At 65.3% G+C, this 26,109-nt stretch carries 26 protein-coding genes; 12 read left to right on the top strand and 14 right to left on the bottom strand.

Translation table 11 applies throughout. From position 1 onward, the window contains the following. Window positions 1-2 precede the first annotated feature (2 nt). From K1177_RS06220 to K1177_RS06230, 3 genes are read right to left on the bottom strand one after another with little or no spacing between them, the layout of a single operon-like run. Entirely contained in the window at window positions 3-2,168 is a 2,166-nt protein-coding gene (locus tag K1177_RS06220) for an RNA degradosome polyphosphate kinase (protein WP_396119578.1), read from the bottom strand. Continuing rightward, window positions 2,161-2,907, bottom strand: a complete 747-nt coding sequence (locus tag K1177_RS06225) for a P-loop NTPase family protein (RefSeq protein WP_224702440.1) — start codon at window positions 2,905-2,907, stop codon at window positions 2,161-2,163. The genes K1177_RS06220 and K1177_RS06225 overlap by 8 nt, the downstream gene beginning before the upstream one ends. Next, window positions 2,885-3,985 (bottom strand): AI-2E family transporter, encoded by a 1,101-nt coding sequence (locus tag K1177_RS06230; protein WP_224702441.1) that lies wholly within the window; start codon window positions 3,983-3,985, stop codon window positions 2,885-2,887. The genes K1177_RS06225 and K1177_RS06230 overlap by 23 nt, the downstream gene beginning before the upstream one ends. Window positions 3,986-4,137: 152 nt before the next feature. Between K1177_RS06230 and purM the strand changes: the two genes are divergently transcribed. The 4 genes from purM to K1177_RS06250 all read left to right on the top strand — a co-directional run bounded on the left by purM (window position 4,138) and on the right by K1177_RS06250 (window position 7,268). After that, complete coding sequence (gene purM, locus K1177_RS06235; protein WP_224702442.1) at window positions 4,138-5,214, top strand: phosphoribosylformylglycinamidine cyclo-ligase; 1,077 nt, start codon at window positions 4,138-4,140, stop codon at window positions 5,212-5,214. A 1-nt stretch (window position 5,215) separates the two neighbouring features. Further along, window positions 5,216-5,689, top strand: a complete 474-nt coding sequence (locus K1177_RS06240) for an AAA family ATPase (protein WP_224702443.1) — start codon at window positions 5,216-5,218, stop codon at window positions 5,687-5,689. Further along, window positions 5,686-6,273, top strand: coding sequence for a phosphoribosylglycinamide formyltransferase (gene purN / locus K1177_RS06245; RefSeq protein ID WP_224702444.1), 588 nt, complete (start codon window positions 5,686-5,688; stop codon window positions 6,271-6,273). Before K1177_RS06240 ends, purN begins: the two co-directional genes overlap by 4 nt. A 104-nt stretch (window positions 6,274-6,377) precedes the next feature. Continuing rightward, window positions 6,378-7,268, top strand: coding sequence for a DMT family transporter (locus K1177_RS06250; RefSeq protein ID WP_224702445.1), 891 nt, complete (start codon window positions 6,378-6,380; stop codon window positions 7,266-7,268). Between the two features lie 72 nt (window positions 7,269-7,340). On the opposite strand, the gene gatB is transcribed toward K1177_RS06250, so the two are convergent. The 3 genes from gatB to K1177_RS06265 form a co-directional block, all read right to left on the bottom strand. Further along, on the bottom strand, window positions 7,341-8,840 hold the full coding sequence (gatB, locus tag K1177_RS06255; protein ID WP_224702446.1) for an Asp-tRNA(Asn)/Glu-tRNA(Gln) amidotransferase subunit GatB: 1,500 nt from the start codon (window positions 8,838-8,840) through the stop codon (window positions 7,341-7,343). A gap of 106 nt (window positions 8,841-8,946) precedes the next feature. Then, on the bottom strand, window positions 8,947-9,456 hold the full coding sequence (locus tag K1177_RS06260) for a GNAT family N-acetyltransferase (protein ID WP_224702447.1): 510 nt from the start codon (window positions 9,454-9,456) through the stop codon (window positions 8,947-8,949). A gap of 14 nt (window positions 9,457-9,470) precedes the next feature. Next, a complete protein-coding gene (locus K1177_RS06265) occupies window positions 9,471-9,782 on the bottom strand; it encodes a chorismate mutase (protein ID WP_224702448.1) in 312 nt (103 codons plus the stop codon). Window positions 9,783-10,030: 248 nt separating this feature from the next. On the opposite strand from K1177_RS06265, the gene K1177_RS06270 reads away from it, so the two are divergent. Beyond that, the gene (locus K1177_RS06270) at window positions 10,031-10,288 is read left to right on the top strand and encodes a YjhX family toxin (protein ID WP_224702449.1); all 258 of its coding nucleotides are present in this window, start codon (window positions 10,031-10,033) and stop codon (window positions 10,286-10,288) included. 211 nt (window positions 10,289-10,499) lie between these two features. On the opposite strand, the gene K1177_RS06275 is transcribed toward K1177_RS06270, so the two are convergent. The 6 genes from K1177_RS06275 to K1177_RS06300 all read right to left on the bottom strand — a co-directional run bounded on the left by K1177_RS06275 (window position 10,500) and on the right by K1177_RS06300 (window position 14,384). Beyond that, on the bottom strand, window positions 10,500-10,817 hold the full coding sequence (locus K1177_RS06275) for a hypothetical protein (RefSeq protein ID WP_224702450.1): 318 nt from the start codon (window positions 10,815-10,817) through the stop codon (window positions 10,500-10,502). Between the two features lie 208 nt (window positions 10,818-11,025). Next, window positions 11,026-12,510: an Asp-tRNA(Asn)/Glu-tRNA(Gln) amidotransferase subunit GatA gene (gatA, locus tag K1177_RS06280; protein WP_224702451.1), complete on the bottom strand. Its 1,485-nt coding sequence runs from the start codon at window positions 12,508-12,510 to the stop codon at window positions 11,026-11,028. Further along, entirely contained in the window at window positions 12,503-12,967 is a 465-nt protein-coding gene (locus K1177_RS06285; protein ID WP_224702452.1) for a hypothetical protein, read from the bottom strand. Before K1177_RS06285 ends, gatA begins: the two co-directional genes overlap by 8 nt. Further along, complete coding sequence (locus tag K1177_RS06290) at window positions 12,964-13,452, bottom strand: GNAT family N-acetyltransferase (protein WP_224702453.1); 489 nt, start codon at window positions 13,450-13,452, stop codon at window positions 12,964-12,966. Before K1177_RS06290 ends, K1177_RS06285 begins: the two co-directional genes overlap by 4 nt. Further along, complete coding sequence (gene gatC, locus K1177_RS06295; protein WP_224702454.1) at window positions 13,452-13,739, bottom strand: Asp-tRNA(Asn)/Glu-tRNA(Gln) amidotransferase subunit GatC; 288 nt, start codon at window positions 13,737-13,739, stop codon at window positions 13,452-13,454. The genes K1177_RS06290 and gatC overlap by 1 nt, the downstream gene beginning before the upstream one ends. Window positions 13,740-13,850: 111 nt before the next feature. Next, a complete protein-coding gene (locus tag K1177_RS06300) occupies window positions 13,851-14,384 on the bottom strand; it encodes a hypothetical protein (protein ID WP_224702455.1) in 534 nt (177 codons plus the stop codon). A gap of 72 nt (window positions 14,385-14,456) precedes the next feature. Between K1177_RS06300 and ruvX the strand changes: the two genes are divergently transcribed. From ruvX to dprA, 5 genes are all read left to right on the top strand, one after another. After that, entirely contained in the window at window positions 14,457-14,930 is a 474-nt protein-coding gene (gene ruvX / locus K1177_RS06305; protein WP_224702456.1) for a Holliday junction resolvase RuvX, read from the top strand. 101 nt (window positions 14,931-15,031) lie between these two features. Next, window positions 15,032-16,021, top strand: a complete 990-nt coding sequence (locus K1177_RS06310) for an aspartate carbamoyltransferase catalytic subunit (protein ID WP_224702457.1) — start codon at window positions 15,032-15,034, stop codon at window positions 16,019-16,021. Between the two features lie 8 nt (window positions 16,022-16,029). Continuing rightward, window positions 16,030-17,325 carry a dihydroorotase gene (gene pyrC / locus K1177_RS06315; protein ID WP_224702458.1) on the top strand — a complete coding sequence of 432 codons (1,296 nt, stop codon included), beginning with the start codon at window positions 16,030-16,032 and terminating at the stop codon, window positions 17,323-17,325. Between the two features lie 220 nt (window positions 17,326-17,545). Beyond that, complete coding sequence (gene plsY, locus K1177_RS06320; RefSeq protein WP_224702459.1) at window positions 17,546-18,154, top strand: glycerol-3-phosphate 1-O-acyltransferase PlsY; 609 nt, start codon at window positions 17,546-17,548, stop codon at window positions 18,152-18,154. A gap of 3 nt (window positions 18,155-18,157) precedes the next feature. After that, window positions 18,158-19,279: a DNA-processing protein DprA gene (gene dprA, locus K1177_RS06325; RefSeq protein ID WP_224702460.1), complete on the top strand. Its 1,122-nt coding sequence runs from the start codon at window positions 18,158-18,160 to the stop codon at window positions 19,277-19,279. Window positions 19,280-19,687: 408 nt separating this feature from the next. Here the strand turns inward: dprA and K1177_RS06330 are convergent, their stop codons facing one another. Further along, the gene (locus K1177_RS06330; RefSeq protein ID WP_224702461.1) at window positions 19,688-20,719 is read right to left on the bottom strand and encodes an aldo/keto reductase; all 1,032 of its coding nucleotides are present in this window, start codon (window positions 20,717-20,719) and stop codon (window positions 19,688-19,690) included. Between the two features lie 271 nt (window positions 20,720-20,990). Between K1177_RS06330 and topA the strand changes: the two genes are divergently transcribed. Both topA and K1177_RS06340 read left to right on the top strand, forming a co-directional pair. Next, window positions 20,991-23,696 (top strand): type I DNA topoisomerase, encoded by a 2,706-nt coding sequence (topA, locus tag K1177_RS06335; protein ID WP_224702462.1) that lies wholly within the window; start codon window positions 20,991-20,993, stop codon window positions 23,694-23,696. Between the two features lie 98 nt (window positions 23,697-23,794). Beyond that, on the top strand, window positions 23,795-24,502 hold the full coding sequence (locus tag K1177_RS06340) for a polysaccharide deacetylase family protein (RefSeq protein ID WP_224702463.1): 708 nt from the start codon (window positions 23,795-23,797) through the stop codon (window positions 24,500-24,502). A 380-nt stretch (window positions 24,503-24,882) separates the two neighbouring features. On the opposite strand, the gene K1177_RS06345 is transcribed toward K1177_RS06340, so the two are convergent. Continuing rightward, window positions 24,883-25,926 (bottom strand): dipeptidase, encoded by a 1,044-nt coding sequence (locus tag K1177_RS06345; protein ID WP_224702464.1) that lies wholly within the window; start codon window positions 25,924-25,926, stop codon window positions 24,883-24,885. Between the last annotated feature and the right edge of the window lie 183 nt (window positions 25,927-26,109).

The following is a 26,109-nucleotide window of genomic DNA, read 5'->3' on the forward strand; positions in this document are numbered from 1 at the left end:
CCCTAGCCCTCGTCCGCTTCGACCAACCCGGCGCTGCCGCGACCGGACAGCGAGGGATTGGTCATGAAGTAGTCATGCGCGTTGAAGGGCTCTTCGCCCTCCGCCGCGCGGATACGGTGTGAGCTGCCGTCCGGCAACACTTCCCAGCTCTGCTGGTTGTCACGCAGATAGGCAACCAGAATCCGATCCAGGATCTGCTTATGCACGGTGTTGTTGAGAATGGGCACCATCACCTCGACGCGGCCGTCCAGGTTCCGGCCCATCAGGTCGGCTGAGGAAATATAGACCTTGGCGCGTCGGTTGGGCATGGCCTCGCCATTGCCAAAGCAATAGATGCGGCTGTGCTCGAGGAACCGGCCGACGACCGACTTCACCCGAATATTGTCCGAGAAGCCGGGGATGCCGGGGCGCAGGCAGCAGATGCCCCGCACGATCAGATCCACCTTCACGCCCGCCTGGCTGGCGTCATAGAGCGCATCGATGATCAGCGGATCGACCAGCGAGTTCATCTTGAGCAGGATGCTGGCCGGCTGCCCGTTGCGGGCAAATTCCACCTCGCGGGCAATATCGTCGATCAGCGTCTGCCGCAGGTTCACTGGCGAGACCGCGATGGTTTCGAGCTCGGTCGGTCGTGCATAACCGGTGATGAAGTTGAACACCCGCGCCACGTCGCGCGTGATCGCCGGATCGATCGTGAAATAGCTCAGGTCGGTATAAATCTTGGCGGTGATCGGGTGATAATTGCCCGTGCCGATATGGCAGTAGCTGACCAGCTTGCCCTTTTCGCGCCGCACCACCTGGCTGAGCTTGGCATGGGTCTTGAGCTCGATGAAGCCGAACACCACCTGCGCACCGGCCCGTTCCAGGTCGCGCGCCCAGCGGATATTGGCCTCTTCGTCGAAGCGCGCCTTGAGCTCGACCAGGCAGGTCACCGACTTGCCGGCCTCCGCCGCCAGCACCAGCGCCTTGATGATCGGGCTATCGGCCGACGTGCGATAGAGCGTCTGCTTGATGGCCACGACGTCGGGGTCGCGTGCCGCCTGCATCAAGAACTGCGCCACCACGTCAAAGCTCTCGAACGGGTGGTGCACCAGGATGTCCTTGGCGCGAATGGCGGCGAAGCTGTCGCCATTGTAGTCGCGAATCCGCTCTGGGAACCGGGCATGATAGGGCGTGAACTTGAGGTCCGGGCGGTCGACTTCGCAGACCTTGCTGGCGTCCGCCAGCCCGAGGAAGCCATGCACCTCGAAGACTTCCGACTCCTTGACGCCGAGCTGTTCACCGATCTGCCGCTTGAGGGCGCGCGGCATGGAGCTCTCGATCTCGAGACGGATCACCTGGCCGCGCCGCCGCTGCCGCAAGGCACTTTCAAACTCCACCACCAGGTCGGCCGCTTCGTCGTCGATTTCGATTTCGCTGTCGCGGATCACGCGGAAGGCGCCCGAGCCGACCACTTCGTGGCCGGGAAACATCTTGTGGAAGAACAGCTTGACCAGCGTATCGATGGTCACCACCTCGCTGCGCCCCTCTGACACCAGCGAGCTCGGCAGGTGGATGAAGCGATCGAGATTGCCCGGAATGCGCACCAGCGCGGTCAGGTGCAGGTCCGAGTCCGGCCGCTTGAGCTCAAAGGCCAGCGCCAGGCCCAGATTGGGAATGAAGGGGAAGGGATGCGCCGGGTCCACGGCGATTGGCGTCAGCACCGGGAAGATTTCCTCGCGGAACAGCTTCTGCAGGTAGTTCACCTGGTCCGGCGTCAGATCATCCTGCTCATGGATCACCACATTCTGCGCAAACAGCTCCTCGCGCAGGTCCTGCCAGTGATCCTGCTGTTCAAGCTGCAGATGCTGGGCCAGGGTCGCTATCTCGTCCAACTGTTCGGCCGGGCTGAGACCGTCAGCGCTCTGCTTGGTCATGCCGGCGCGCAACTGGCCCTTGAGCCCGGCCACGCGCACCATGAAGAACTCATCGAGATTGTTCGCCGAGATCGAGACGAAACGGAGGCGCTCCAGCAGCGGATGGTTGGCGTTTCCCGCCTCTTCCAGAACGCGCATGTTGAACTGCAGCCAGCTCACCTCGCGGTTGACGAACCGCGCTGGGCTCGCGCGCAGGGCTTCGGTATCGGGAACCGCTGCGTCGCCTTCGGAGAACTCGCTCATGTCATTCATCGTCTTGACTATCCCACTCCTGTTCGTCGTCCGTCTCCCCGCGGTCGCGTCGGCGACGATCAAGGGCCTGTGCAGCAATGCTGCGGGTCACGGCGGTCCCCTTCTCCAGCGCCAGCCGGTCCATAAGGTCGGCGAGCAGCACGGCCTCTTCCGACGAGCGCTCCATGCGCGCCACCAGATAGGCGATGATCTTGGGGTCCACGGCGACCTGACGGTCGCCGAACAACTTCACGAACATCTGTGACAATTGGATGTCGTCCGTCATCTCCAGGGTAAAGGCCGTGGCGCGCCGCACGCGCGACACCACATCCTGTGTCGACAGCGGCCATTGCGCAACCTCTTCCCGCGCGGTCAGCAGGATCGGCCGGCGATCACGCAGGGATTGGTTGAGCAGGTGGAACAGCCCGGTCTCGTCATAGCCCAGGCGGTCCGCATCCTCCACGATCAGCGGCTGGTTCCCGCCGGCCATGGCCAGCGTTTCCAAGGCATCGATCCCGGCGTAGGCCGCTCCGGCGCGGTCTGCAAAGATGCGCGACAGATGCGATTTCCCTGCCTTAGCGGGGCCCAGCAGCAGGGTCAGCGGCTCGGACCAGTGCGGAAACGCCATGATGCGCGCATGCGCCAGCCGGTTGCCGTCGCCCACCAGGAAGTCGGCTTCCCCCTGTGCGGGCGTATGCTGCAGGTCCAGCGCCAGCTGTCGCGCTGTATCGCCCGGTTCAGGGCGTGCCGGCAGGGTCATTGGCAGTGCTTGCATCGGTGAGGGCGGGCACCTCGCCATTGATGCCCAGATAGAGCGTGCTCGCCTTGTACTTGCCGATGCCATAGCGCACCAGCACGCCCACGATGGCGGCCAGCGGCACGGCCAGCAACAGGCCGACAAAGCCGAACAACGCCCCGAACGCCAGCAGCGCAAACATCAGCCACACCGGATTGATGTTGATGCTCGATCCCACCAGCTTGGGATAGAGCACATTGCCCTCGATGAACTGCCAGCCCAGAAAGATCGCCGCGACAGCCACCACCATCCAGTAGTTGGGCCAGAACTGCACGATGGCAATGCCGATCGACAGCGAGAAACCAAAGGCAAAGCCCACGAAGGGCACAAAGCTCAGCAGCCCGCTGATCAGCCCGACGGCGAGACCGAAGTTGAGCCCGATGAGGCTGAGCGCGGTGGCATAGAAGATCGCGTCGATCACCAGCACACCGCCCTGCCCGCGGATCACCCCGGCCATGGATTTGTCGATGTCGCTGAGAATACGGTTGATCTCGTGCTTGTGGTCGCGTGGCAGCAGGCCCTGCAGGCCCCGCACCATGCCCTCCCAGTCGAGCAGCAGGTAAAAGGCGACCACCGGGGTCACAAGCGTGACGCCGATCACGGCAGCGCCCGTATAGCCGATATTGACCAGCTCGGCCGGCAACGTGGCGATAAAGCCCAGCGCCTGGCGCGTCAGCTCGGTAATCGAGGTCTGGAACTGCGCGGCGCGCTCCGGCCCCAGCCATTCGTTGATTTGTGGCGACCATTCGGTCACCAGCCCCTGCAGCGAGGTCACATAACCCGGCAGGCGCTGGATCAGGCCGATGATCTGCTGCCCCACCAGCGGCAGGAACATCAGGAACACGCCCACAAAGATGGTGATCACCGCCAGCAGGACCACCGCCGTGGCCCATCCCCGGTTGAAATGCCAGCGCTGCAACTGGTTGACGAGCGGATTGAGCAGATAGGCCAGGGCCGCGCCCACCACGAAGGGCAGCAGGATGCCGCGGAACAGCCAAAGCAGCACGATCATGACCACGAGGAACGCGATCCAGATCAGCACTTGATTTCTCAGGGTCATGGTGCCGGGCAGCCCTTGCGCATGTGGGGTGGAGAAGCTATCAGGCCGCATAGCTTCCGGCTCCGGAATTGGCAACCGCCTTGGTCGACCGGTGTCAGCTTTCCGCACGCTTTCCCCATGATGGTCCGAGGCCCATGTCCGATCCGAAAAACCTGACATCAAATGGTCTGTCATACAAGCAGGCCGGAGTCGACATCGATGCTGGCAATGCGCTGGTCGAAGCGATCAAACCTGCCGTGCGCTCCACGCGCCGCTCGGGCGCCGATGGCGAGATCGGCGGCTTTGGCGGCCTGTTCGATCTCAAGGCAGCCGGCTTCACCGATCCCGTGCTCGTCGCGGCCAACGACGGCGTCGGCACCAAGCTCAAGATCGCCATCGATACCGGCAATCACGGCACCATCGGGCAGGACCTGGTGGCCATGTGCGTCAACGACATCATCGTCCAGGGCGCCGAGCCGCTGTTCTTCCTCGACTACTTCGCCACCGGCAAGCTCGACGTCGCCCAGGGCACGGCCATCGTTACCGGCATCGCCGATGGCTGCCGCCTCGCCGGCTGCGCCCTGATCGGCGGCGAAACCGCCGAGATGCCGGGCATGTACCACGGCAATGACTATGACCTGGCCGGCTTTGCCGTCGGCGCTGCCGAGCGCGGCACCCTGCTGCCCCGCGCCGATATCGCCGCCGGCGACACGCTGGTGGCCATCGCCTCCTCGGGCGTCCATTCCAATGGCTATTCGCTGGTCCGCAAGATCGTCGAGGTCTCGGGCCTGGCATGGGACGCCGATGCGCCCTTCGCCCCCGGCACGGCGCTCTCGGAAGCCCTCCTTACCCCCACCCGCATCTATGTGAAGCCGCTGCTCGCCGCCCTCAAGGCGGGCCTGGCCATCAAGGCGCTGGCCCATATCACCGGCGGCGGCTTCATCGACAATATTCCTCGCGTGCTGCCCGACCATCTGGCCGCGCATGTGAACCTGCCGGCCATCACCGTGCCCAAGGTCTTCGGCTGGCTGTCGCGCACCGGCGGCATCGTTGAGCATGAGATGCTACGCACCTTCAACTGCGGCGTCGGCATGCTGGTCGCCGTGGCGCCCGAAGACGCCCAGGCCCTCGTCGACCAGCTCAACGCCGCCGGCGAAATCGCCTCCATCGTCGGCAATCTGACAGAGCGCAGCGGCGAACCGGTGACCTTCGAGGGAAGCCTGGCGCTCTGATATGCGCAACCCGGGCCGGCTGATCATCATCTGCGGCCTGCCCGGCACGGGCAAGTCCACGCTCGCGGCACAACTGGCAAACGAGCACGGGGGCATCATCTATGCCCCTGACGAGTGGATGGACGCCCTCGGCATCGACCTCTGGGACACTGCGGCCCGCGACAGCATAGAGGCGCTGCAGTGGTTGCAGGCGCAGCACGTCCTGCGCCTCGGCGGCGTCGCCATCATTGAATGGGGTACCTGGGCCCGGGCAGAGCGGGACCGGCTTCGCGAGGGCGCGCGTGCCCTCGGCGCACGAGCCGAACTGCACTTTCTCGATGCCGCGCCGGAAATCCTCTACCAGCGGACCTCGGCCCGCGGCCGCGAGAACCCGCCGCTCACCCTGGACGAGCTGCGCCGCTACGCCGACGCCATCGAGCGTCCGACGGCCGAAGAACTCGCTTTGTTCGATCCCTCCCTGGAGCCCAAGTCATGACCCGCAAGCGCGTCGGCATTCTCATTTCCGGTCGCGGCTCCAACATGCGGGCGCTGATCGACGCCGCCAAGGCGCCAGACTATCCCGCCGAGATCGTCGGCGTGCTGTCCAATCGTGCCGCCGCCGAGGGCCTCACCATCGCCGCCAGCCATGGCATCGCCACCGCCTCCCTGGCCCAGAGCAAGTTCCTCACAAGGGACATGTTCGAAGATGTCATGACCCAGATGCTGGAAAGCTGGGACGTCGACATCGTCTGCCTTGCCGGCTTCATGCGCATCCTGGGCGATGACTTCGTCAATCACTGGGCCGGGCGGATGATCAACATCCATCCCTCGCTGCTGCCGCTCTATAAAGGCCTGCACACCCATGAGCGCGCCCTGGCCGACGGCGCCACCACCCATGGCTGCACCGTCCACTTTGTTACCCCCGGCCTCGACGAAGGCGCGCCGATCCTGCAGGCCGAAGTGCCTGTGCTCCCCGGCGACACCCCCGACACTCTCGCCGCCCGCGTGCTGGTCGAAGAGCACCGCATCTATCCCGAAGCCCTGCGCCTCCTCGCCTCCGGGGCCATCAGCGCCCCCTGATCGATCCCCGCGACACCCATCACCGGTTTTGATCGATCCCATCGTCAAAATCGGTTCGATCTTTGTTCCGCTACGGCGTAGCGTCCGCGGACAAGGAGATTCTGATGGTTCGTCGCGACTGGTTCTGGATAATTCTGCTGGGCGCCATATGGGGCTGCTCCTTTATCTTCAACGCCGTGCTCATCCGCGAGATCGGCCCGCTCTGGGTCACCTCCTTCCGCGTCGGCATCGGCGCGCTCGGCTGCTGGTTCGCCATGCTGATCCTGCGCAAGCCTGTCCCGCGAGATCCCATGCTCTGGTTCAAGCTGGGTGCGCTGGGCGTTCTGGCCTACGCCATCCCCTTTGCCCTGTTCCCCCTCGCCCAGGCCAATCTGGCCAGCGGCGTAGCCGCCATCATCAATGCACTGACGCCGATCATGACGGTCATCGTCAGCCATTTCTGGATCGGCGGCGAGAAAGCCTCGCGGGTCAAGTCTGCCGGGGTCGTCGTCGGCTTCGTCGGCGCTGCAATCCTGGCCTCACCCGCCCTGATGGACGGTGGCGATTCCCATCTCTGGGCCATCGGCGCCTGCCTCCTGGCCACCTTGTGCTACGCGCTTTCGCTCAATATCACCCGCAGCTTCAAGGCGGTGGAGCCGACCGCGCTGGCCGCCATCGCCCTCACCGGCGCCGCTATCGTCTCGATTCCGGTCGCCTTTTTCACCGAGGGCGCGCCGGTGCTGCAGCGCCCCGAGACCTGGGCCGCCGCTATCGCCATCGGCCTGGTTTCGACGGCCTTCACCTTCCAGATCATGTATCGCATCCTGCCGCGCGTCGGCCCGACCAACTTTGCCACCACCACCTTCATTGCCCCGATCTCGGCGATCATCCTGGGCGTGGTGGTGCTCAAGGAGAGCGTGCTGCCCATCCAGATCCTGGGCATGCTGGTGATCTTCACCGGTCTGTTGCTGATCGATGGCCGCATCAGCCGACTCTGGCAGCGCGTCGCCGCCTGACCAGCCGACACGCAAGAAAAAACCGGCCGGTGCCCGCGCACCGACCGGTTTGGTCCATTCAGACAATCGGACCTATTCGAGGCCGAGCTTTTTCTTCATCAGCTCGTTGAGCGCCTGCGGATTGGCCTTGCCGCCCGAGGCCTTCATCGCCTGGCCGACAAACCAGCCGATCATGGTCGGCTTGGCGATGACCTTGGCCACCTGGTCGGGATTGGCGGCGATGATCTCGTCCACGATCGCCTCGATGGCGCCCATGTCGGTCACCTGCTTCATGCCGCGGGCTTCCACGATCTCCGCCGGCACGCCCTCGGGCTCTTCGCTGATGATGATGGCCAGGAGATCCTTGGCGCCCTTGGACGAGATGGTCCCGGCTGCCACCAGGTCGACGATTCCCGCGATCTGCGCCGGCTTGAGATGGGTTTCCCAGATGGCCAGGCCCTGGCTATTGGCAAAGGCCGCCACGTCGGCGTTCAGCATATTGGCCACGGCCTTGCCGTCGCGTGCGCTGCCACCGAAATTGACCACGGCCTCGAAATAGTCCGCCGTCTCGCGATCCAGCGTCAGCACCATCGCGTCATAGGGCGTCACGCCGAAATCCCGAATGAAGCGCGCGGTCTTCTCGTCCGGCAGCTCGGGCAGATTGTCAGCCAGCATGGCGACGAAGGCATCGTCGAACTCGAGCGGCAGCAGATCGGGATCGGGGAAATAGCGATAGTCCTGCGCATCTTCCTTCGACCGCATCGACCGCGTCTCGCCCAGCTTGGGGTCATAGAGCCGGGTCTCCTGCTCCACCACGCCGCCATCCTCGAGAATGTCGATCTGCCGGCGGGCTTCGAATTCAATGGCCTGGCCGGCAAAGCGGATCGAGTTGACGTTCTTGATCTCGCAGCGCGTACCGAACTCGCCGCCCGGGCGGCGCACCGAGACGTTGACGTCGGCGCGCATGGAACCCTGCTCCATGTTGCCGTCGCAGGTGCCGAGGTACCGCAGGATCGAGCGCAGCTTGGAGAGATAGGCCTTGGCCTCGTCCGACGAGCGCATGTCGGGCTTGGAGACGATCTCCATCAGCGCCACGCCGGCGCGGTTGAGATCGACAAAGCTCATGTTGGGGTGCTGGTCATGCAGCAGCTTGCCGGCGTCCGTTTCCAGATGCACGCGCTCGATGCCGATCTCGACTTGGTCGCCATTGACGTCGAGCGCCACAACGCCCTCGCCGACGATGGGGTCCTTGTACTGGGAAATCTGATAGCCCGGCGGCTGGTCGGGATAGAAATAGTTCTTGCGGTCAAACACGCTGCGCTTGTTGATCTTGGCCTTGAGGCCCAGACCGGTGCGCACAGCCTGGCGCACGCATTCCTCGTTGATCACGGGCAGCATGCCGGGCATGCCGGCGTCCACGAACGACACGTTGGAATTGGGGGCATTGCCGAACTGCGTCGACGCGCCCGAGAACAGCTTGCTCTCGGACGTCACCTGCGCATGCACTTCCATGCCGATGATCACTTCCCAGTCGCCGGTCGATCCGGCAATGAAGCTCTTGGGGTTGGGCGTGCGCGTGTCGATAAGGGTCAATTGAGACGTCCTGAGGCGAGGCAAAGCGATGCCAAACGCATATTGCCTTGGGCCTGCGGTTGCAATTGCTTTGCGCACTACGGGGCGCAAACAGCCCCTGCCCGGCTCAGTCCTCGTCGATCTCGCCGGTGAACGGCAGCAAGCGCTTTTCCAGGTGCACGCTCATGAAGGCCTCGTGGGCCGCATTGCCATCCTGGCGCAGCGCCAGGATCTGGTAGCCCTGCTTTTCATAGAAGCGCACGGCCGGCACATTGTCCGCCGGGGTTTCGAGATAGACGCGCTCGGCGCCTTCCAGCTCGAGCAGCGATTCCATGCGCCGCAGCAGCATCGAGCCCAGCCCCATGCGCTGCATTTCCGGCGCGACGAAGAGATAGGGAATATAGGCCCGCCGCGCCGCCCGCGAGCACCAGCCGGCCGCCACGCCGCCCACTTCGACCACAATGATGCGGTTGAGCGTCTGCGACACCACCTGGCCCAGGCGGGACTGTTCGGCGGCTTTCAGGCCCGGAAGTGGCGTCAGCAGCGGATAGATGCCGTGTTCCCAGGCGCGATAGGCGATGTCTGCCAGGTGCGGCATGTCATCGGTCACCGCCTTGCGTATGCTGACACCTGCCATCGTAAGCCTCCGGGCTAGCCGCGTCGCCGTGCGGCGATGATGCCCTTCTCGTAGTTGATGTTCCAGTCGATCAGGGTCCGCCACACAAGTTCGGCCTGATCCTCGTCAAGATCAAGGGCCAAACTGCGTTCACGGACCCGGGCGATCACTGCCTCGATGCGCGCCGGGTCGCGTGCCTCATGCGGATCGGTCTTGATCTCGGCCATGCGGGTCACATAGGCGTGCCGCTCCGCAAACAGGGTCAGCAACGCCTGGTCGACGCGGTCGATCTCGGCGCGGACATCGTCCTTGGTCTGGCATTCGGCAGGCAGTTTTGCAGCGGTCACAGCACTATCCACTCAATTGGCTCTGTTGCTGGTTTGCACCGAGTTCGGCGCGAATTCAACCGCCCGCCTTGCGCAATTCGTCCAGTCGGCGCTATCAAGCAGCCATGTGTAAGCAGTCTGAAACCGCCCGAAGCCCCGTCCAACTGCGACGGGGCATTGATGAACCAGCCTGACGCCGTGCGCGATGCCGGTGACGGGCCTTGTTTGTCCGCGGCCCATTTGGGGCCGCCATCAGGCTTCAGACTTCCATGGATATTTCCCGAGACGAACAGCGGGTGCTGCATGCCCTCGCACAGGGCGGCTGTATCGCCCTCATCCGCAATGACGACGGCAAGGTCACCGGCCTTGAATTCTTCAACCGCGACGGCTGGCTGAGCAGCGGCTGCAGCCTGCTGCTGTTCCGCAAGCTCAAGGCCAAAAAGGCGATCAAATCGTCGGGCGGAAAGCCCTACCGCATCACGCGGCGTGGGCTGGAGCTGGTGCGCAGCGAGTATGACAACCGCTAGTCGAACATAAAGGCGCCGTCACTGCCGGGCCGGTCCCCGCAGTGACGGCCCTGCCGTTTCACCGCTGGGGGATTCTCGGCTCGATCCCTTCCCTCCCCCTTGAGGGGAGGGACCGAGGGAGGGGGTCCATCAGTGGCCATCAGCACCAACCCCACCCTCTACGCAAAGAGCAGAGGATGATCGAACCGCATCAATTCGAATTCAAAACGGCCTAGTGCCGCGTCACTTCGCTGAGGGCTGCCGCGATATGTTCCCATTCGCTGGCAACGCTGGCCGTCGCACGCTTCTTGCCGGCGCGGCGATACCAATAGTCGGCATTGCCCATGTCGGCTTCGATCCAGTGCATCAGCGCATGCACCCAGTCAAAGGCCTGCACGCCTTCCATGGCCTGAACGATCACATGCGCCTGTTCCCACTCGGGGCCCACACGCAGGCCACCCTTCTTGAGCCACCACAGAGCCTGCAGCGGCTTGCTCATGTCCTTGGGCGGCTCGGACCAGTCCAGGGTGGTGAAGATATCAGTGGCCATGGGAGTTTCTCTTGTCTGCCCGGACGCCGGACGTGGCGGCGTCACCACCAATTTCAGTTTTCGCATTTCGGCCAAATAAGGCGGATCAGCGGGCGGATCAAGTGGCGCAAGCGGTTTGAGTAAACTCCGGCACCCTTGGCCGTCCCTGGTCCCTCACAGCTGCCGTGAAGGACCCGGTGCGTCGGCGCCGTCACTATTTTGGCGCCGCTTACCACCAGCGCTTGGGCGAAAAATCCATGTCCGCGCTCTTTTCGATCACACGGGCGGCGGCAAACAGCGTCTCTTCGTCAAACGGCTTGCCGATCAGCTGCAGGCCCAGCGGCAGGCCCTTGCCATCCTTGCCGGCGGGCACGGCAATGCCCGGCAGGCCGGCCATGTTGACCGTGACGGTGAATACGTCCTGCAGATACATCGCCACCGGATCGGCAGCCAGCGTCTCGTCGCCAATGCCGAAGGCGGCCGAGGGCGTCGCCGGGGTCAGGATGGCGTCGACGCCGCCGTGGAAGGCGTCTTCGAAATCCTTCTTGATCAGCGTGCGCACCTTCTGGGCCTTGACGTAATAGGCGTCAAAGTAACCGGCAGACAGCACGTATGTGCCGATCATGATGCGGCGCTTCACCTCCCGGCCGAAACCGGCGGCGCGGGTGAGTTCATACATGTCGGTAATATCCTGCCCGCTGACGCGCAGGCCGAACTTGACGCCGTCATAGCGCGCCAGGTTCGACGAGGCCTCGGCCGGCGCCACGATATAATAGGCCGGCAGGGCATATTTGGTGTGCGGCAGGGAGATGTCCTTGATCACCGCGCCTTCGGCCTTGAGCCACTCCAGGCCCTGGGTCCACAGCTTTTCGATCTCGCCCGGCATGCCGTCCATGCGGTATTCGCGCGGCACGCCGATGGTCAGGCCCTTGACGCCGCGTTCCACGGCCGCCGCAAAGTCCGGCACCGCCATATCGACGCTGGTCGAATCCTTGGGGTCAAAGCCGCTCATCGAGGTCATCAGCAGCGCGGCGTCTTCCACCGTGCGGGCAATCGGGCCGGCCTGATCGAGCGAGGAGGCAAAGGCCACCACGCCCCAGCGCGAGCAGCGGCCATAGGTCGGCTTGATGCCAACCGTGCCGGTCAGCGCCGCCGGCTGGCGGATCGAGCCGCCGGTGTCGGTCGCGGTCGCGCCGGCGCAGAGCCAGGCCGCCACGGCCGCAGCCGAACCGCCCGAGGAGCCACCGGGCACCAGATTGGCATTGCTGCCCTCGGCCTTGAACGGGCTGATCACCGGGCCGTAATAGCTGGTCTCGTTGGAAGAGCCCATGGCGAATTCGTCCATGTTCAGCTTGCCCAGCATCACCGCGCCATCGCGCCAGAGATTGGCCGTCACGGTCGATTCATATTCGGGCTTGAACCCATCCAGAATATGGCTGGCCGCCTGGGTGTGGACGCCCTTGGTGCTGAACAGGTCCTTGATCCCGAGCGGAATGCCTTCGAGCGGACCAGCCTGCCCCTTGGCCAGCCGCGCGTCGCTGTCCTTGGCCATGTCCATGGCCTGCTCTGGAGTCACCGCCACATAGGCGTTGATCGCCGGATTGGCGGCCTCGATCGCGCCAAGATAGGCCCCGGTCAGTTCGCTTGCGGTAAAGCTCTTGTCGGTCAGCCCCTTGCGGGCGGCGGCCAGGCTCAGTTTGGTCAGGTCAGTCAACACGGATCTCGCTCAGATTGTCGCAGCGGGTATAAAGGGTCACGCCGGGGTTGCCGGTCGGCTCCGCCCCGTCAACGGGTCGGGACATGGCCATCATGGCGTCATAGGTGGAAACCAACTGAATGGTCTTGGCATCATAGGGGCTGATCGAGAACGTGTCAGGATAAACCTCGCCCGGTGCCTGGCAGATGGCGTCCACGAACAGCATGTTGTTGTTGGGCCGCGACTTGATCTCATAGAGGTCGCAGGTGAATTCCATCGAGTGGATGCCGTCCTTGAACGACAGCACCAGGAAATCGGTATCCATGAAGGCGTCCACGCCCTTTTTCTCGAGCGCCTCACACGCGGCCGGATCGCTCACATAGAGCTTGGACTGGTCGATCGGCAGATCGTCCTGCGCCACGACCGCCAGCGGAAAGCCAGCCAGGCAGACTGCACATGCCAAAAGGGCCTTCATTCCGCCGGCTCCACGCCAACCGTGAGGGGCATCTCGAAAAACGCCGACCACTGGCTCTCGGGATAATCGAGGAACGGCCCGCGCGGCACAAAGCCGCTGCGCGTATAGAGGCGGTGGGCCTCCGGCATGTCCGCCGCGGCGCCGGTCTCGAGCATCAGCACGCTCAGCCCCTTGCTGCGCGCCAGCGCCACGATGGCATCGAGCAGCGCCGAGCCCACCCGCTGCCCGCGCACCGCCGGCAGGGTGAACATGCGCTTGACCTCGCCCATGGTCTCCGAATGCACCTTGAGCGCACCAATGCCCAGCGCCTGGCCGCTCTCGTCGCGCGCCACGAACACGCTGGTGTCGGCGCCCGCCATCTGTTCGACCGTCAGCTTGAACTGGAACTCGGGCGGCGACAGCGGCTGCAGATGCGCATTGAGCGCCGCAACCAGCGTCCGCACATCGTCCTGCAGCGGCGTCTCGATGGCGACGCTGACTGCCATTATTCGACCACCTTGGGCACCATGAAGAAATTGTCTTCCGCCAGCGGCGCATTGGCGACGATCTGCTCGGGATAGCCGCCATCGCTCACCACGTCGTCGCGACGGCGCAGCACCATCGGGCTCACCGAGGTCATCGGCTCGACGCCCGTCACATCCACCTCGGACAGCTGCTCGATGAAGCCCAGGATGGAGTTGATCTCGGACTGGTAGCCCGCCACTTCATGCTCTTCGATGCGGATACGCGCCAGGCGCCCGATGCGCTTTACGGTGGTGGCGTCGACGGACATGGGTCACTCCAGAAAATACGGCCTGTTGGCGCGTTATTAGCAACGGCCCGACCAAAAAGACAATGAAAATGCCTGATGCACGCCATCACCACATGCGTTCACGCGTGCGGCTCAGGCTTCGAGTGCCAGCCCGGCCTCGAGCGCCACCAGCCCCGTGCCATCCAGCCCCGCGCGCAGCCCGTCAATGGCGGTATCCACCGCCGATTCGTCGCCACCCAGCATCACCAGCCGCGGCGCCCGCGTGGCGAGCAGCGCCTGCCCCCGTGCCAACAGCCCTGCCCCGTCGCCAAACAGCGCCACCACGGCCCCATCGGCCCAGCGCCCCATCACCGGCATCTCGCCCGCCACCAGCAGCAGCGGCGCCTCGCCCATGGCGTCGATCACCAGCGCGCCCGGCCCGGCCGACCAGATCATCACATCGGGCAGGCCTTCGCCCTCATCCAGCAGCCGCACCGGCTTGCGCGGCTTGAACGCAGCAGCGTCGATAGTCTCGAGCTCCGCGCCAAAGTCAGCCACCACCTGGTCGGCCCCAGCCACCAGCTCGGCCGCATCGATTCCCGCGGGCGCCCCGGCGGCATCCACCACCACAATGGCCCCGCCAATGTGAATGCGCACCGTCGTGCCGCCAAACCAGGTCAGTTTCATGCCGCGCTTTCCTGTCGCCAAATTGGCCCGCACCCTATAGGACCAAGCCATCATGGCAAGCGAGCCCCCCGCATGACTGACGCAGACAATCCAGAGTTCGCCAATCCGCTGGCCGCCATTCCGCCCAGCGGCCGTATCATGGGGCTGGACCTGGGCACCAAGACCATTGGCGTCGCCGTCTCGGATGGCATGCGCTATTCGGCCACCCCGCTCGAAACCATCAAGCGCACCAAGTTCACCGCCGACGCCATCCGGCTCGACCAGCTCATCGCCGAAAACGCCATCGTCGCCATCATCCTGGGCCTGCCGCTCAATATGGATGGCAGCGAAGGCCCGCGCGTGCAGTCCACCCGCGCCTTTGCCCGGAGCCTCGCGCAGCGCATCACCCTGCCCATCGCCTTTTGGGACGAGCGCCTTTCCACCAGCGCCGTCACCCGCATGATGATCGATGCCGATATGCGCCGCGACCGCCGCGCCGAAGTGGTCGACAAGCTCGCCGCCAGCTACATCCTGCAGGGTGCGCTCGACCGGCTCCGCCCGCGTTAGCCCGGCTTCGGGAAGCGATAGCTGTATGAAAATCGCGCGCCCTCTTGCCCCTGTGGTCCCCCTCCGCTAGACCGCAGCAAATCGATAGGGAATGGGAGCGCATGGCCCAAGCTCGCGCCAGCACAGCCTCGAATTCGCCCGCCGGCACTTCCGGCGATTATCCCCCGTTCAATCAGCGCCATCTGCTCTCGATTGCCGATCTCCAGCAGCATGAGATCATCGATCTGCTCGATCGCGCCGCGGCCATGGTGCCCATCTCCCGCCAGGAGCGGAAGACGCACCCGACCCTGACGGGCAAGACGCAGATCAACCTGTTCTTTGAGCCCTCCACCCGCACCCAGGCCTCTTTCGAGATCGCCGGCAAGCGGCTGGGCGCGCTGGTGATGAACATGTCGGTCAAGACCAGCTCGGTCAGTAAGGGCGAGACACTGGTCGACACCGCCGCCACGCTCAACGCCATGCGCCCCGACGTCATCGTCGTGCGCCATTCGGCCGCCGGCGCGGTCGAACTGCTGAGCCAGAAAGTCGGTTGCGCGGTGATCAATGCCGGCGACGGCGCCCATGAGCATCCCACCCAGGCCCTGCTCGATGCCCTCACCATCCGCAATCACAAGGGCCGCATTGCCGGCCTCACCGTCGCCATCTGCGGCGACATCGGCAATTCCCGCGTCGTGCGCTCGAACCTGCTTCTGCTCGGCGCGCTCAACGTGCGCACCCGCGTCATCGCCCCGCGCAACCTGCTGCCCGCCGGCATCGAAAACCTCGCCACCGAGGTCTTCACTGACATGCGCGAAGGCCTCAAGGACGCTGACGTGGTCATGATGCTGCGCCTGCAGCACGAGCGCGCCAACGGCCGCATGATCCCCTCGATCCGCGAATATTACCACTTCTATGGCCTGGACGCCGAAAAGCTCAGCTACGCCAAGCCCGACGCCATCGTCATGCACCCCGGCCCGATGAACCGCGGCGTCGAGATCGACCCCGCCATTGCCGACGGTCCCGCCTCGGTCATCACCGACCAGGTGGAGATGGGCGTCGCCGTGCGCATGGCCGTGCTCGATGCGCTGCTGCCGGCGAGGAACGAGCCATGAGCGCCGCCATGACCACCACTGCAACGCTGATTGAAAACGCCCGCATCCTTGATCCCGCCACCGGCACCGATCATGCCGGCGCCGTGCTGATCGAGAACGGCGTCATCGCCGAGGTTGCCATCGGCAAGCCCATCGGCGTGCCCGACCACGTCGAGGTCATCAATGCCCGCGGTCTGGCGCTGGCGCCGGGCCTGATCGACATGCGCGTCTTCACCGGCGAGCCCGGCAAGGAATATCGCGAAACTCTGGCCTCGGCCGGCGAGGCCGCCGCTGCCGGCGGCGTCACCAGCTTCGTCATGATGCCCGACACCACCCCTGTGGTCGACGACAGCGCCCTGGTCGATTTCCTCATTCGCCGCGCCAAGGCAACGTCCAAGGTCAATGTCCTGCCTGCTGGGGCCATCACCAAGGGTCTCGGCGGCAAGGAGATGACCGAATTTGGCTTGCTTCGCGAAGCCGGCGTCGTCTGCCTGACCGATGGCCGCCACGCCATCCAGTCGACAAGCCTGTTGCGTACCGCCATGAGCTATGCCGCCAACTACGGCATGACCTTTGTGCATCACTTGCGCGATGCCGATCTCGCCGGCGACGGCGTGATGAACGAGGGGCTGTTTGCCACCATCCTGGGCCTGCGCGGCCAGCCGCGCGAAGCCGAGACCATTCCGCTGGCGCGCGACCTGCAGCTGGCCGGTCTCACGGGTGTCAAATACCATGCCGCCCAGGTCTCCTGCGCCGCCTCCATTGAGCTTTTGGCTGCCGCCAAGAAACGTAACAACTCTGTTACGGCAGGCGTTTCCATCAATAACCTCGCGCTCAACGAGAACGACGTCGGCCGCTACCGCACCTTCTTCAAGCTCTCCACGCCCCTGCGCAGCGAGGATGATCGCCAGGCGGTCATCGAGGGCCTGCGCAACGGCACCATCGACACCATCCATTCCGACCACGATCCGCAGGACACCGAGGTCAAGCGCCAGCCTTTCGCCGAAGCCTCCGATGGCGCCATTGGCCTCGAGACCCTGCTGCCCGCCGCGCTGCGCCTTGTCCATTCCGGCGAGGTCGATCTGCTCACCGTCCTGCGCGCCATGACCAGCCGCCCGGCCGAGATCCTCGGCCTGCCCTCCGGCCGCATCGCCGTGGGCGCCCCGGCCGACCTGATCCTGATTGATCTCGACTATCCCTGGCAGGTCGACGTCCGCCAGCTCCGCTCCCGCTCGCGCAACACCTGCTTCGAAGGCGCCCGCCTCGCCGGCAAGGTCATCCGCACCATCGTCGGTGGCGCCACGGTGTTCGAGCATATCGACTGAGCATTGCCCGGCTCTTCCGGGCAATCCAAACGCCGCGCCGATTGCCTGGTGCGCTCATCTTGCCCCCGTCATTGCCCGGCTTCTCCGGGCAATCCATGTCCGCGCCAGCGCCATCTGCGGGCCGCCTACGCACTCACCCCAGTCGCCCCCTCCAGCACACCCCTTGCCGCCACTGGCCCGCGCGGGGTATTTCTGCCCGCAGGCCCGCAAAGGAATCCCCATGCCCCCTGACGCTCTTCCCCTGCTCTATGCGCTCGTGCTGGGCTATCTGTTCGGCTCCATTCCCTTTGGCCTGCTGCTGACCCGCGCCGCCGGCCTGGGCGACATTCGCGCCATCGGCTCGGGCAATATCGGCGCCACCAATGTGCTGCGCACCGGCAACCGCTGGCTGGCCGCAGGCACCCTGGTCCTCGATGCCGCCAAGGCCGCCCTGCCCGTGCTGATCGCCCGTAGCCTCTGGGGTGACGATGCCGCCATGCTGGCCGCCATCGGCGCCTTCCTTGGCCACTGCTTCCCGGTCTGGCTGGGCTTCAAGGGCGGCAAGGGCGTCGCCGTCATGATCGGCTCGCTCCTGGCGCTGAGCTGGCCGGTTGGCCTCATTTTCTGCGCCGTCTGGCTGCTGATCGCCTTCGCCCGCAAATTCTCCTCGCTGGCTGCGCTCACCGCCGCCGCCACCGCGCCGATCTTTGCCTATGTGGTGGTCAGCGAACGCCTCGCCGGCGCCGTGGCGCTCATGGCGCTGCTGCTGTTCTTCCAGCACCGCGAAAACATCCTGCGCCTTATCCGGGGCACCGAACCCCGGATCGGCGGCAGCAAGAAGGCGTCCTGATCCTTGCGGGGGGCGCCGGGTGCCAAGGGCCTCAGCCCTGCCCAGCGCCTCGCCTGGTTGCGGCTGATCCGCACCGAAAACGTCGGCCCCGCCACTTTCCGCCAATTGCTCAACCGCTTCGGCTCCGCCGAGGCGGCGCTCGACGCCCTGCCCGACATCGCCCGCCGCGCCGGCCGCCCGGTCCACGTGTTCACCCAGACCGAGGCCGAAGACGAACTGGCCGGCCTCAGCCGCTATGGCGCGCGGCTGGTCACCAGCGCCGATCCCGACTATCCGCCGCTGCTCCCTTTTATTGCCGCCGCCCCGCCCGTCCTGACCATTGCCGGCGGCGACAATCGCGACTGGCAGCGCACCGTGGGCCTGGTCGGCGCCCGCAATGCCTCTTCGGCCGGGGTCAAGATGACCCGCCTGTTGGCCGCCGACCTCGGCGCCGCCGGCTATACCGTCATCTCCGGCCTTGCCCGCGGCATTGACGCCGCCGCCCACAAGGCCAGCCTCGATACCGGCACCATCGCCGTCCTCGCCGGTGGGCTCGACCGCATCTATCCCTCAGAGAACATCCCCCTGGCCCATGCGATTCTCGATGCCGGTGGCGCCCTGCTCACCGAAATGCCGCTGGGCTGGGAGCCGCGTGCCCGCGATTTTCCCCGCCGCAACCGGCTGGTGTCGGGTTTGTCTCTGGGGATTGTCGTCGTCGAGGCCGCCCAGCGCAGCGGCTCGCTGATCACAGCGCGCTTGGCGCTGGAGCAGGATCGCGATGTCTTTGCCGTCCCCGGCTCGCCACTCGATCCCCGCGCCGAAGGCGGCAATGCCCTGATCAAGCAGGGCGCCCATCTGGTCACTTCCGCCGCCGACATCATCACGGTGCTCGGCGCCGCCGATCCCGCGCGCACCGCGCTCTTTGACCACGACTGGACCCCGGCCCTCACGCCCGAGCTGCCGCCGCCGTCGCCCGACGACAAATCCCGGCTGCTCGTCGCCCTCAGCGCCACGCCGGTCGCGGTGGACGACCTGGTCGCCCAATCCGGCCTGCCCGCTGCCAATATCCAGATGCTGCTGCTCGAACTCGATCTGGCCGGCCAGATCGAATGGTCCAGCGGCCAGCTGGTCGCGCTGCGCTACTAGCGCACTCGCCGTCCCCATCCCCGTCATTGCCCGGCCCGTCCGGACAATCTACACCGGCCCGCAACTGGATCACCCGGACAAGCCGGGTGATGACGGCGTTCGGAGGTCAGACGCCTCGACTCACTGCGCAACGGGCCTCTCCCCATTCCCGAACCAGCGGATCCATCGTCTCCCTCCCCCTTGAGGGGAGGGATCAAGGGAGGGGGTCGACAGGTTCGAGGACCAACTGTCCCCATCGCACCGTCATTGCCCGGCTTGTCCGGGCAATCCACCACTGGCCCCGCAACTGGATCACCCGGACAAGCCGGGAGATGACGACGGCTTGCGCACGATCTCGCCCCAGCCGCCGCGCACCTCCTCCCCCTCCAGGGGGAGGTCGGGTGGGGGCCGCCCCCCCACCCCAGCTCTCTACCGCCCGCCGCCGATATTGCGGTTGCGCTGGCCGATACCGCCTTCGCCATAGGGATAGTCGCTCATCTCCGGCTTGCTGACCGCGCTCAGCGCCGCCAGCTCTTCCGACGTCAGCACCAGCCCGGCGGCACCCAGATTGTCCTTGAGCTGGTCGGTCGTGCGCGCGCCCAGGATCACCGAGGTCACCGCCGGCTGCGCCGCCACCCAGGCCAGCGCCACCTGGGCCATGCTGGCGCCGCGCGCCTTGGCCAGGTCTTCCACCGCCCCAATCACCTCCCAGGTGCGCAGGTCGCTGTTGCGCTTCTCAAACGCCTCCATGCCGCGCTTGGGGTTTTCGCCCAGACGCGTGGCCCCAGTCGGCATCTGATCGCGCTTGTATTTCCCGCTCAGCCAGCCGCCGCCCAGCGGCGACCAGGGCAACAGGCCGATTTGGGCGTCCTGCGCCGCCGGCACGATCTCGTGCTCGATGTCGCGCACCAGCAGATTGTATTGCGGCTGCAGCGTCACCGGCGGCGCAAAGCCGGCCATCTTGGCGGTCCACACCGCCTTGGTCATCTGCCAGCCCAGGAAGTTGGAGAAGCCATAATAGGCAATCTTGCCGTTACGGATGGCATCATCGAGGAAGCGCAGCGTCTCCTCGATGGGCGTCAGCGCGTCCCAGGCGTGCATCTGGTAGAGATCGATATGCTCGACGGCCAGGCGCTTGAGCGAAGCGTCCAGCGCCTCATTGAGATTCTTGCGAGACAGGCCAAGGTGGTTCGGCCCCTGCCCCATGGGAAAGCGGCCCTTGGTGGTGATCACCAGGTCGCGCAGGATCCCCGGCTTGCTCTTGAGCCAGCGACCCACGATCTCCTCGGAGACCCCGGCGCTATAGACATTGGCCGTATCGATGAAATTGCCGCCCGCCGCCACATAGGCGTCCATCAGCGCGAATGACGTGGCCTCGTCCGATTCCGCGCCAAAGGTCATGGTGCCCAGGCAATAGTTCGAAACGACGGTGCCGCTGTTACCCAGCATGCGATAGTCCATAGCAATCATCTCCTCGTGATCGGCCCGACAGGCAATCGGCGACCGCGCCAGGGAGCGCGGGACAGATTGAGCACGATTGCACTGTGATTGGGTGGGGCGCAGAACGGCGCCGGAACCAAGTCTGCACCCGTCCCGTCTTGTATGCAAGTTTTCTCTCCCCTTCGGGGAGGCGGCGCCCGGCTGCATCGGCGCGCTGGGAGGCCGTTGACACTTTGTTCCGGCTTCACCATGTTGCGCCACTTCCAACAAAGCGGTTGCGGACAGGTATTCCATGAAGGTCGTCGTCGTTGAAAGTCCGGCTAAAGCCAAGACAATCAACAAATATCTCGGGTCGGACTACGAAGTCCTGGCCTCCTTCGGCCATGTCCGCGATCTGCCCGCCAAGGATGGCTCGGTCCGGCCGGACGAAGATTTCGCCATGTCCTGGGAAGTCGACACGGCGTCCAAAAAGCGCGTTGCCGACATTGCCGCCGCCCTCAAGGGCGCTGACGAACTGATCCTGGCAACTGACCCGGATCGCGAAGGCGAGGCCATTTCCTGGCACGTGCTCGATGTGCTGCGCCAGAAGAAGGCCATCAAGAAGGACATGACGGTCCGCCGCGTGCTCTTCAACGCCATCACCAAGGACGCCATCCTGGCGGCCATGCAAGTGCCGCGCGAAATCGACATGCCGCTGGTCGATGCCTATCTGGCCCGCCGCGCCCTCGATTATCTCGTCGGCTTCACCCTCTCGCCCATTCTCTGGCGCAAGCTGCCCGGCTCCCGCTCGGCTGGCCGCGTCCAGTCCGTGGCGCTGCGCCTGGTGTCCGACCGCGAATCCGAGATCGAGAAGTTCAAGCCCGACGAATATTGGTCGGTCGAGGCCAAGCTCAGCCAGTCGGGCAAGAGCTTCCTCGCCCGTCTTCTCTCGGTCGATGGCAAGAAGACAGACAAGCTCGCCATCAAGACCGGCGAGAACGCTGCCGAGCTCAAAAAGCTCATCGAATCCGGCCAGTTCAACGTCTCGGCGGTCGAAAAGAAGCCGACCAAGCGCAATCCCTATGCGCCCTTCACCACCTCTAGCCTGCAGCAGGATGCCTCTTCGCGCCTGGGCCTGAGCCCCAATCGCACCATGCAGATCGCCCAGCGCCTCTACGAAGACGGCCTGATCACCTATATGCGAACCGACGCCGTGCAGATGGCCCCCGAGGGCATTGCCATGGCTCGCTCGGTGATCGGCAAGTATTTCGGCGAGGAATATCTCCCCGAAAAGGCGCGCATCTACCAGACCAAGGCCAAGAACGCCCAGGAAGCGCACGAGGCCATCCGCCCCACCGACATGTTCAAGCGCCCCGAGCAGCTTTCGCTCGATGCCGACCAGGCCAAGCTCTACGGCCTGATCTGGCGCCGGACCCTGGCCAGCCAGATGAAATCGGCCGAGATCGACCGCACCACGGTCGACATCGCCGTCAACGTCCCCGGCCGCGCCGTCGAACTGCGCGCCATCGGCTCGGTTGTCACCTTCCCCGGCTTCCTCAAGCTCTATGGCGTCGAGGCCAAGTCCGACGAGCCCGATGACGAGGATGAGGACACCCGCGAGCTTCCCCCGCTGGCCGTGGGCGACAAGCCCGCGCTCGAAGCGGTCGACATCGAGCAGCATTTCACCCAGCCGCCGTCCCGCTATACCGAGGCGAGCCTGATCAAGAAGATGGAAGAGCTCGGCATTGGCCGGCCGTCCACCTATGCGGCCACGCTCACCACGCTCAAGGACCGCGACTATGTCCGGCTCGAGGGCAAGGCGCTGCATCCCGAGGATCGCGGCCGCATCGTCACGGCGTTCCTCGAAAACTTCTTCACCCGCTATGTCGAATATGGCTTCACGGCGGGCCTCGAAGAACAGCTCGACGAGATTTCCGCCGGCACGCTCGACTACAAGCAGGTGCTGCGTGACTTCTGGAAGGATTTCACCGCCGCCACCGATGAGATCAAGGATCTGCGCGTCTCCGAGGTGCTCGATACCCTCAACGACGCCCTGGCCAGCCGCATCTTCCCGCCGCGGGAAGACGGCTCCGATCCGCGCCGCTGCCCCACCTGCGGCACCGGCCAGCTCTCGCTCAAGCTGGGCAAGTTCGGCGCCTTCATCGGCTGCTCGAACTATCCCGAGTGCAAGCACACCATGCAGCTCTCCGACGCCGCCTCCGGCCAGGCGCCGGAAGCGGCAGCCGGTGACGGCGTGCTCGGCGCCGATCCGGAGAGCGGCGAGGACGTGTTCCTCAAGTCCGGCCGCTTTGGCCCCTATGTGCAGCTCGGCGATGGCAAGGAAGCCAAGCGCAGCTCCATCCCCAAGGGTTGGGACGCGGCCAATCTGACGCTGGAATCCGCGCTCAAGCTCTTGTCACTGCCGCGCGAAGTGGGCCTGCATCCGGAAACCGGCCTGCCCATCTCGGCCGGTCTGGGCCGCTATGGCCCCTTCATCCTGCACGATGGCAAATATGCCAACCTGCCCGATGTCGAGGAGGTCTTCACCGTCGGCCTCAACCGTGCGGTCGATCTGCTCGCGCAAAAGGCCGCTGGCGGCTTCAAGCGCGGCGGCGGTGCTGCCGTTGCCGCCATCCAGACCTTCGAGCACGACAATGGCCCCATCACCGTGCGCGCCGGACGCTATGGTCCCTATGTCAACCAGGGCAAGATCAACGCCACCATCCCCAAGGATGTGCAGCCCGAGGCCGTGACTCTCGACCAGGCCGTCGCCTGGATCGCCGCCCGCGCCGAAGCCACCGGCGCCAAGGTCAAGAAGGCCCCGGCCAAGAAGGCTGCGGCCAAGAAGGCTGCGGCCAAAAAGCCGGCTGCAAAGACCGCAGCCGCCAAGACCACGGCTGACAAGACCACGGCTGACAAGACCACGGCTGCCAAGAAACCTGCCGCAGCCAAAAAGGCCACTGCGGCCAAGAAGCCTGCCACAAAGAAGATCGTCGCCGACGAAGACGTGCCCTTCTAGGCGACCTGGACGTTCGGGCAGCGCCCCTGGCGCTGCCCGCAAACATTCGCCTTGCCCGCCGCAAGAAACGGGATAAGCCTCCGCTCCGGGAGGCTCACATGCGTCGATTTCTGATAACCGGTCTGGCCGTGCTGGCCAGCACGCTGGGTGCCGCGGCCGGCAAGCTGCTTGAGCCGGCGCTCACCGTACCCCCGTCGCACGGCGATCACCCCCGCGTGGCGCTGACGCTCGATGCCTGCATGGGCGACATCGACCATCGCATCCTCGACGTGCTGGTCACCCAGCAGATCCCCACCACCATTTTCGCCACCGCGCGCTGGCTCAGGAACAATCCCGAGACCATCGCCGTGCTCGTGGCCCATCCCGATCTCTTCGACATCGAGGATCATGGCCGCAACCATGTGCCGGCCGTCACCGGCAGCGAAAAGCCCTATGGCATCACCCCCGCCGGCACGCTGGCTGCCGTCGATGACGAAGTGCTGGGCGGCGCCGAGGCGATCCTGGCCAATTTCGGCCGCCAGCCCACCTGGTTCCGCGGCGCCACCGCGCTCTACACGCCTGACGCCATCGCAGAGATCACCCATCTGGACTATCGCGTCGCCGGCTTTTCGCTCAATGCCGATTTCGGCGCCTCGGCCTCGGCGGAAACCGCCCGGAGCCGCATCGCCTCAGCCAGGGACGGCGATGTCATCATCGCCCATATCAACCAGCCCGGCCGCCCGGCCGGCGCCGGCATCGCCAAGGGCCTGCTGGAGCTGCACACCAAGGGCTACGAGTTTGTCCGCCTGGGCGATCTCGCGCCCTGAGCGCAGGCCCGCCCCACACCCACCGTCATTGCCCGGCCTGTCCGGGCAATCCACATCCGGACCATCACACTGGATCGCCCGGACAAGCCGAGTGATGACGACGGCGGGGTAAAGCACCCTCCCCACGCACCGAGGCCCACCTCGCCCCTGAGGGGAGAGGTCGGCGCGCAGCGCCGGGTGAGGGGTTCAGCTTCTCGGCTCCGTCCCACCATCCGCCCACACCCGTCATTGCCCGGCTCGTCCGGGCAATCCACCACCGACCATCACACTGGATCACCCGGACAAGCCGGGTGATGACGGCGTTTTGGGCCCCGACTATGTCCATTTCACCGGGCGCCCCTCCCACTTCAGGGGGAGGCTGGGTGGGGGTGCCACCGCCCCTAGCCGATCGCCCGCTCGATCATGCTTAGCCAATTGCCATAGGCGATCTTGCTGACCAGCGCTTCGCCATAGCCCTTGTCCAACAAGGCCTGCAGCAGCTTGGGAACGCCGGTGACGTCCTTCATCGGCGCGGGCAGCATGGCCCCGTCGAAATCACTGCCCAGCGCCACGCCATCCTCGCCCAGCGCCTCGACCAGCGCATCGACATGGCGCACCACAACCTCCATCTCGGTGTCGACACGCCATTGTCCGTCCGGCCGCAGGAAGCCGGTGGCGTAGTTGACGCCCGCGATGCCCTTGCTTTCGGCAATCGCCTTGAGCTGCCAGTCCACCAGATTGCGCGAGCTGGCGCAGATGGCATGCACATTGGAGTGCGTCGCCACCAGCGGCTTGTCGCTGACTGCCGCCACATCGCGGAACCCGGCGGCATTGATATGGCTGAGATCGATCATGATCCCCCGTGCATTGCATTCGCGCACCAGCGCCTTGCCGGCATCGCTCAGCCCCGGCCCGATCTCGGCATCGGAGGGAAAGCGGAACGGCACGCCGGTGGCAAAGGCGTTGGCCCGGCTCCAAACCAGCCCGATCGAGCGCAATCCGGCGGCATAGAGCACCTCCAGGGCGTTGAACTCGGTGTCGATGGCCTCGGCCCCCTCGATATGCATCACCGCCGCCAGCAGGCCCCGCGCATTGGCCGAGCGCACCTCTGCCGCCGTCCGGCACACCGCCAGCGCCCCGGCCCGCTCCAGTCGCAGCAGAATGGCGCTCATGCCAAAGGTCGACTGCTGCGCATCGGTTACTGCCAGCTCGGGTGGCAAATTGCCGGTGCTGTAGTTGGGCGACGCCACCACGGCATCGAGCCCGGCCTTGAGCGGCGGCGGAAACATCGCGAAGAACCCACCCGCCATCCCGGCCGCCTTGGCCCGCGGCAGGTCGATATCGCCCTTGGGCAGGCCCTCGACAAACAGCGCCGTCCGATCCCCCTCCGCCTCCAGCAGCTTGAGCAGGGTGTCGTTGTGGCCGTCAAAAAAGGGAATGGTCATCGGGAATCGCTTTCAACGCTGAAGCCCCGATACAATCCCCTCACCACGGCCACCTCAAGGCCTGTGCGCACGGCGCCCTCATGCCTGCCTCAGCACCGCCCGTGATTGCCCGGCTTGTCCGGGCAATCCATCGCGACCCGCACCGCCCTTGCCACCCTCCAAAAGCGCCCGCATTTGGCAAAA

The organism is Devosia aquimaris, from assembly GCF_020169335.1.
Classification (GTDB): Bacteria; Pseudomonadota; Alphaproteobacteria; order Rhizobiales; family Devosiaceae; genus Devosia; species Devosia aquimaris.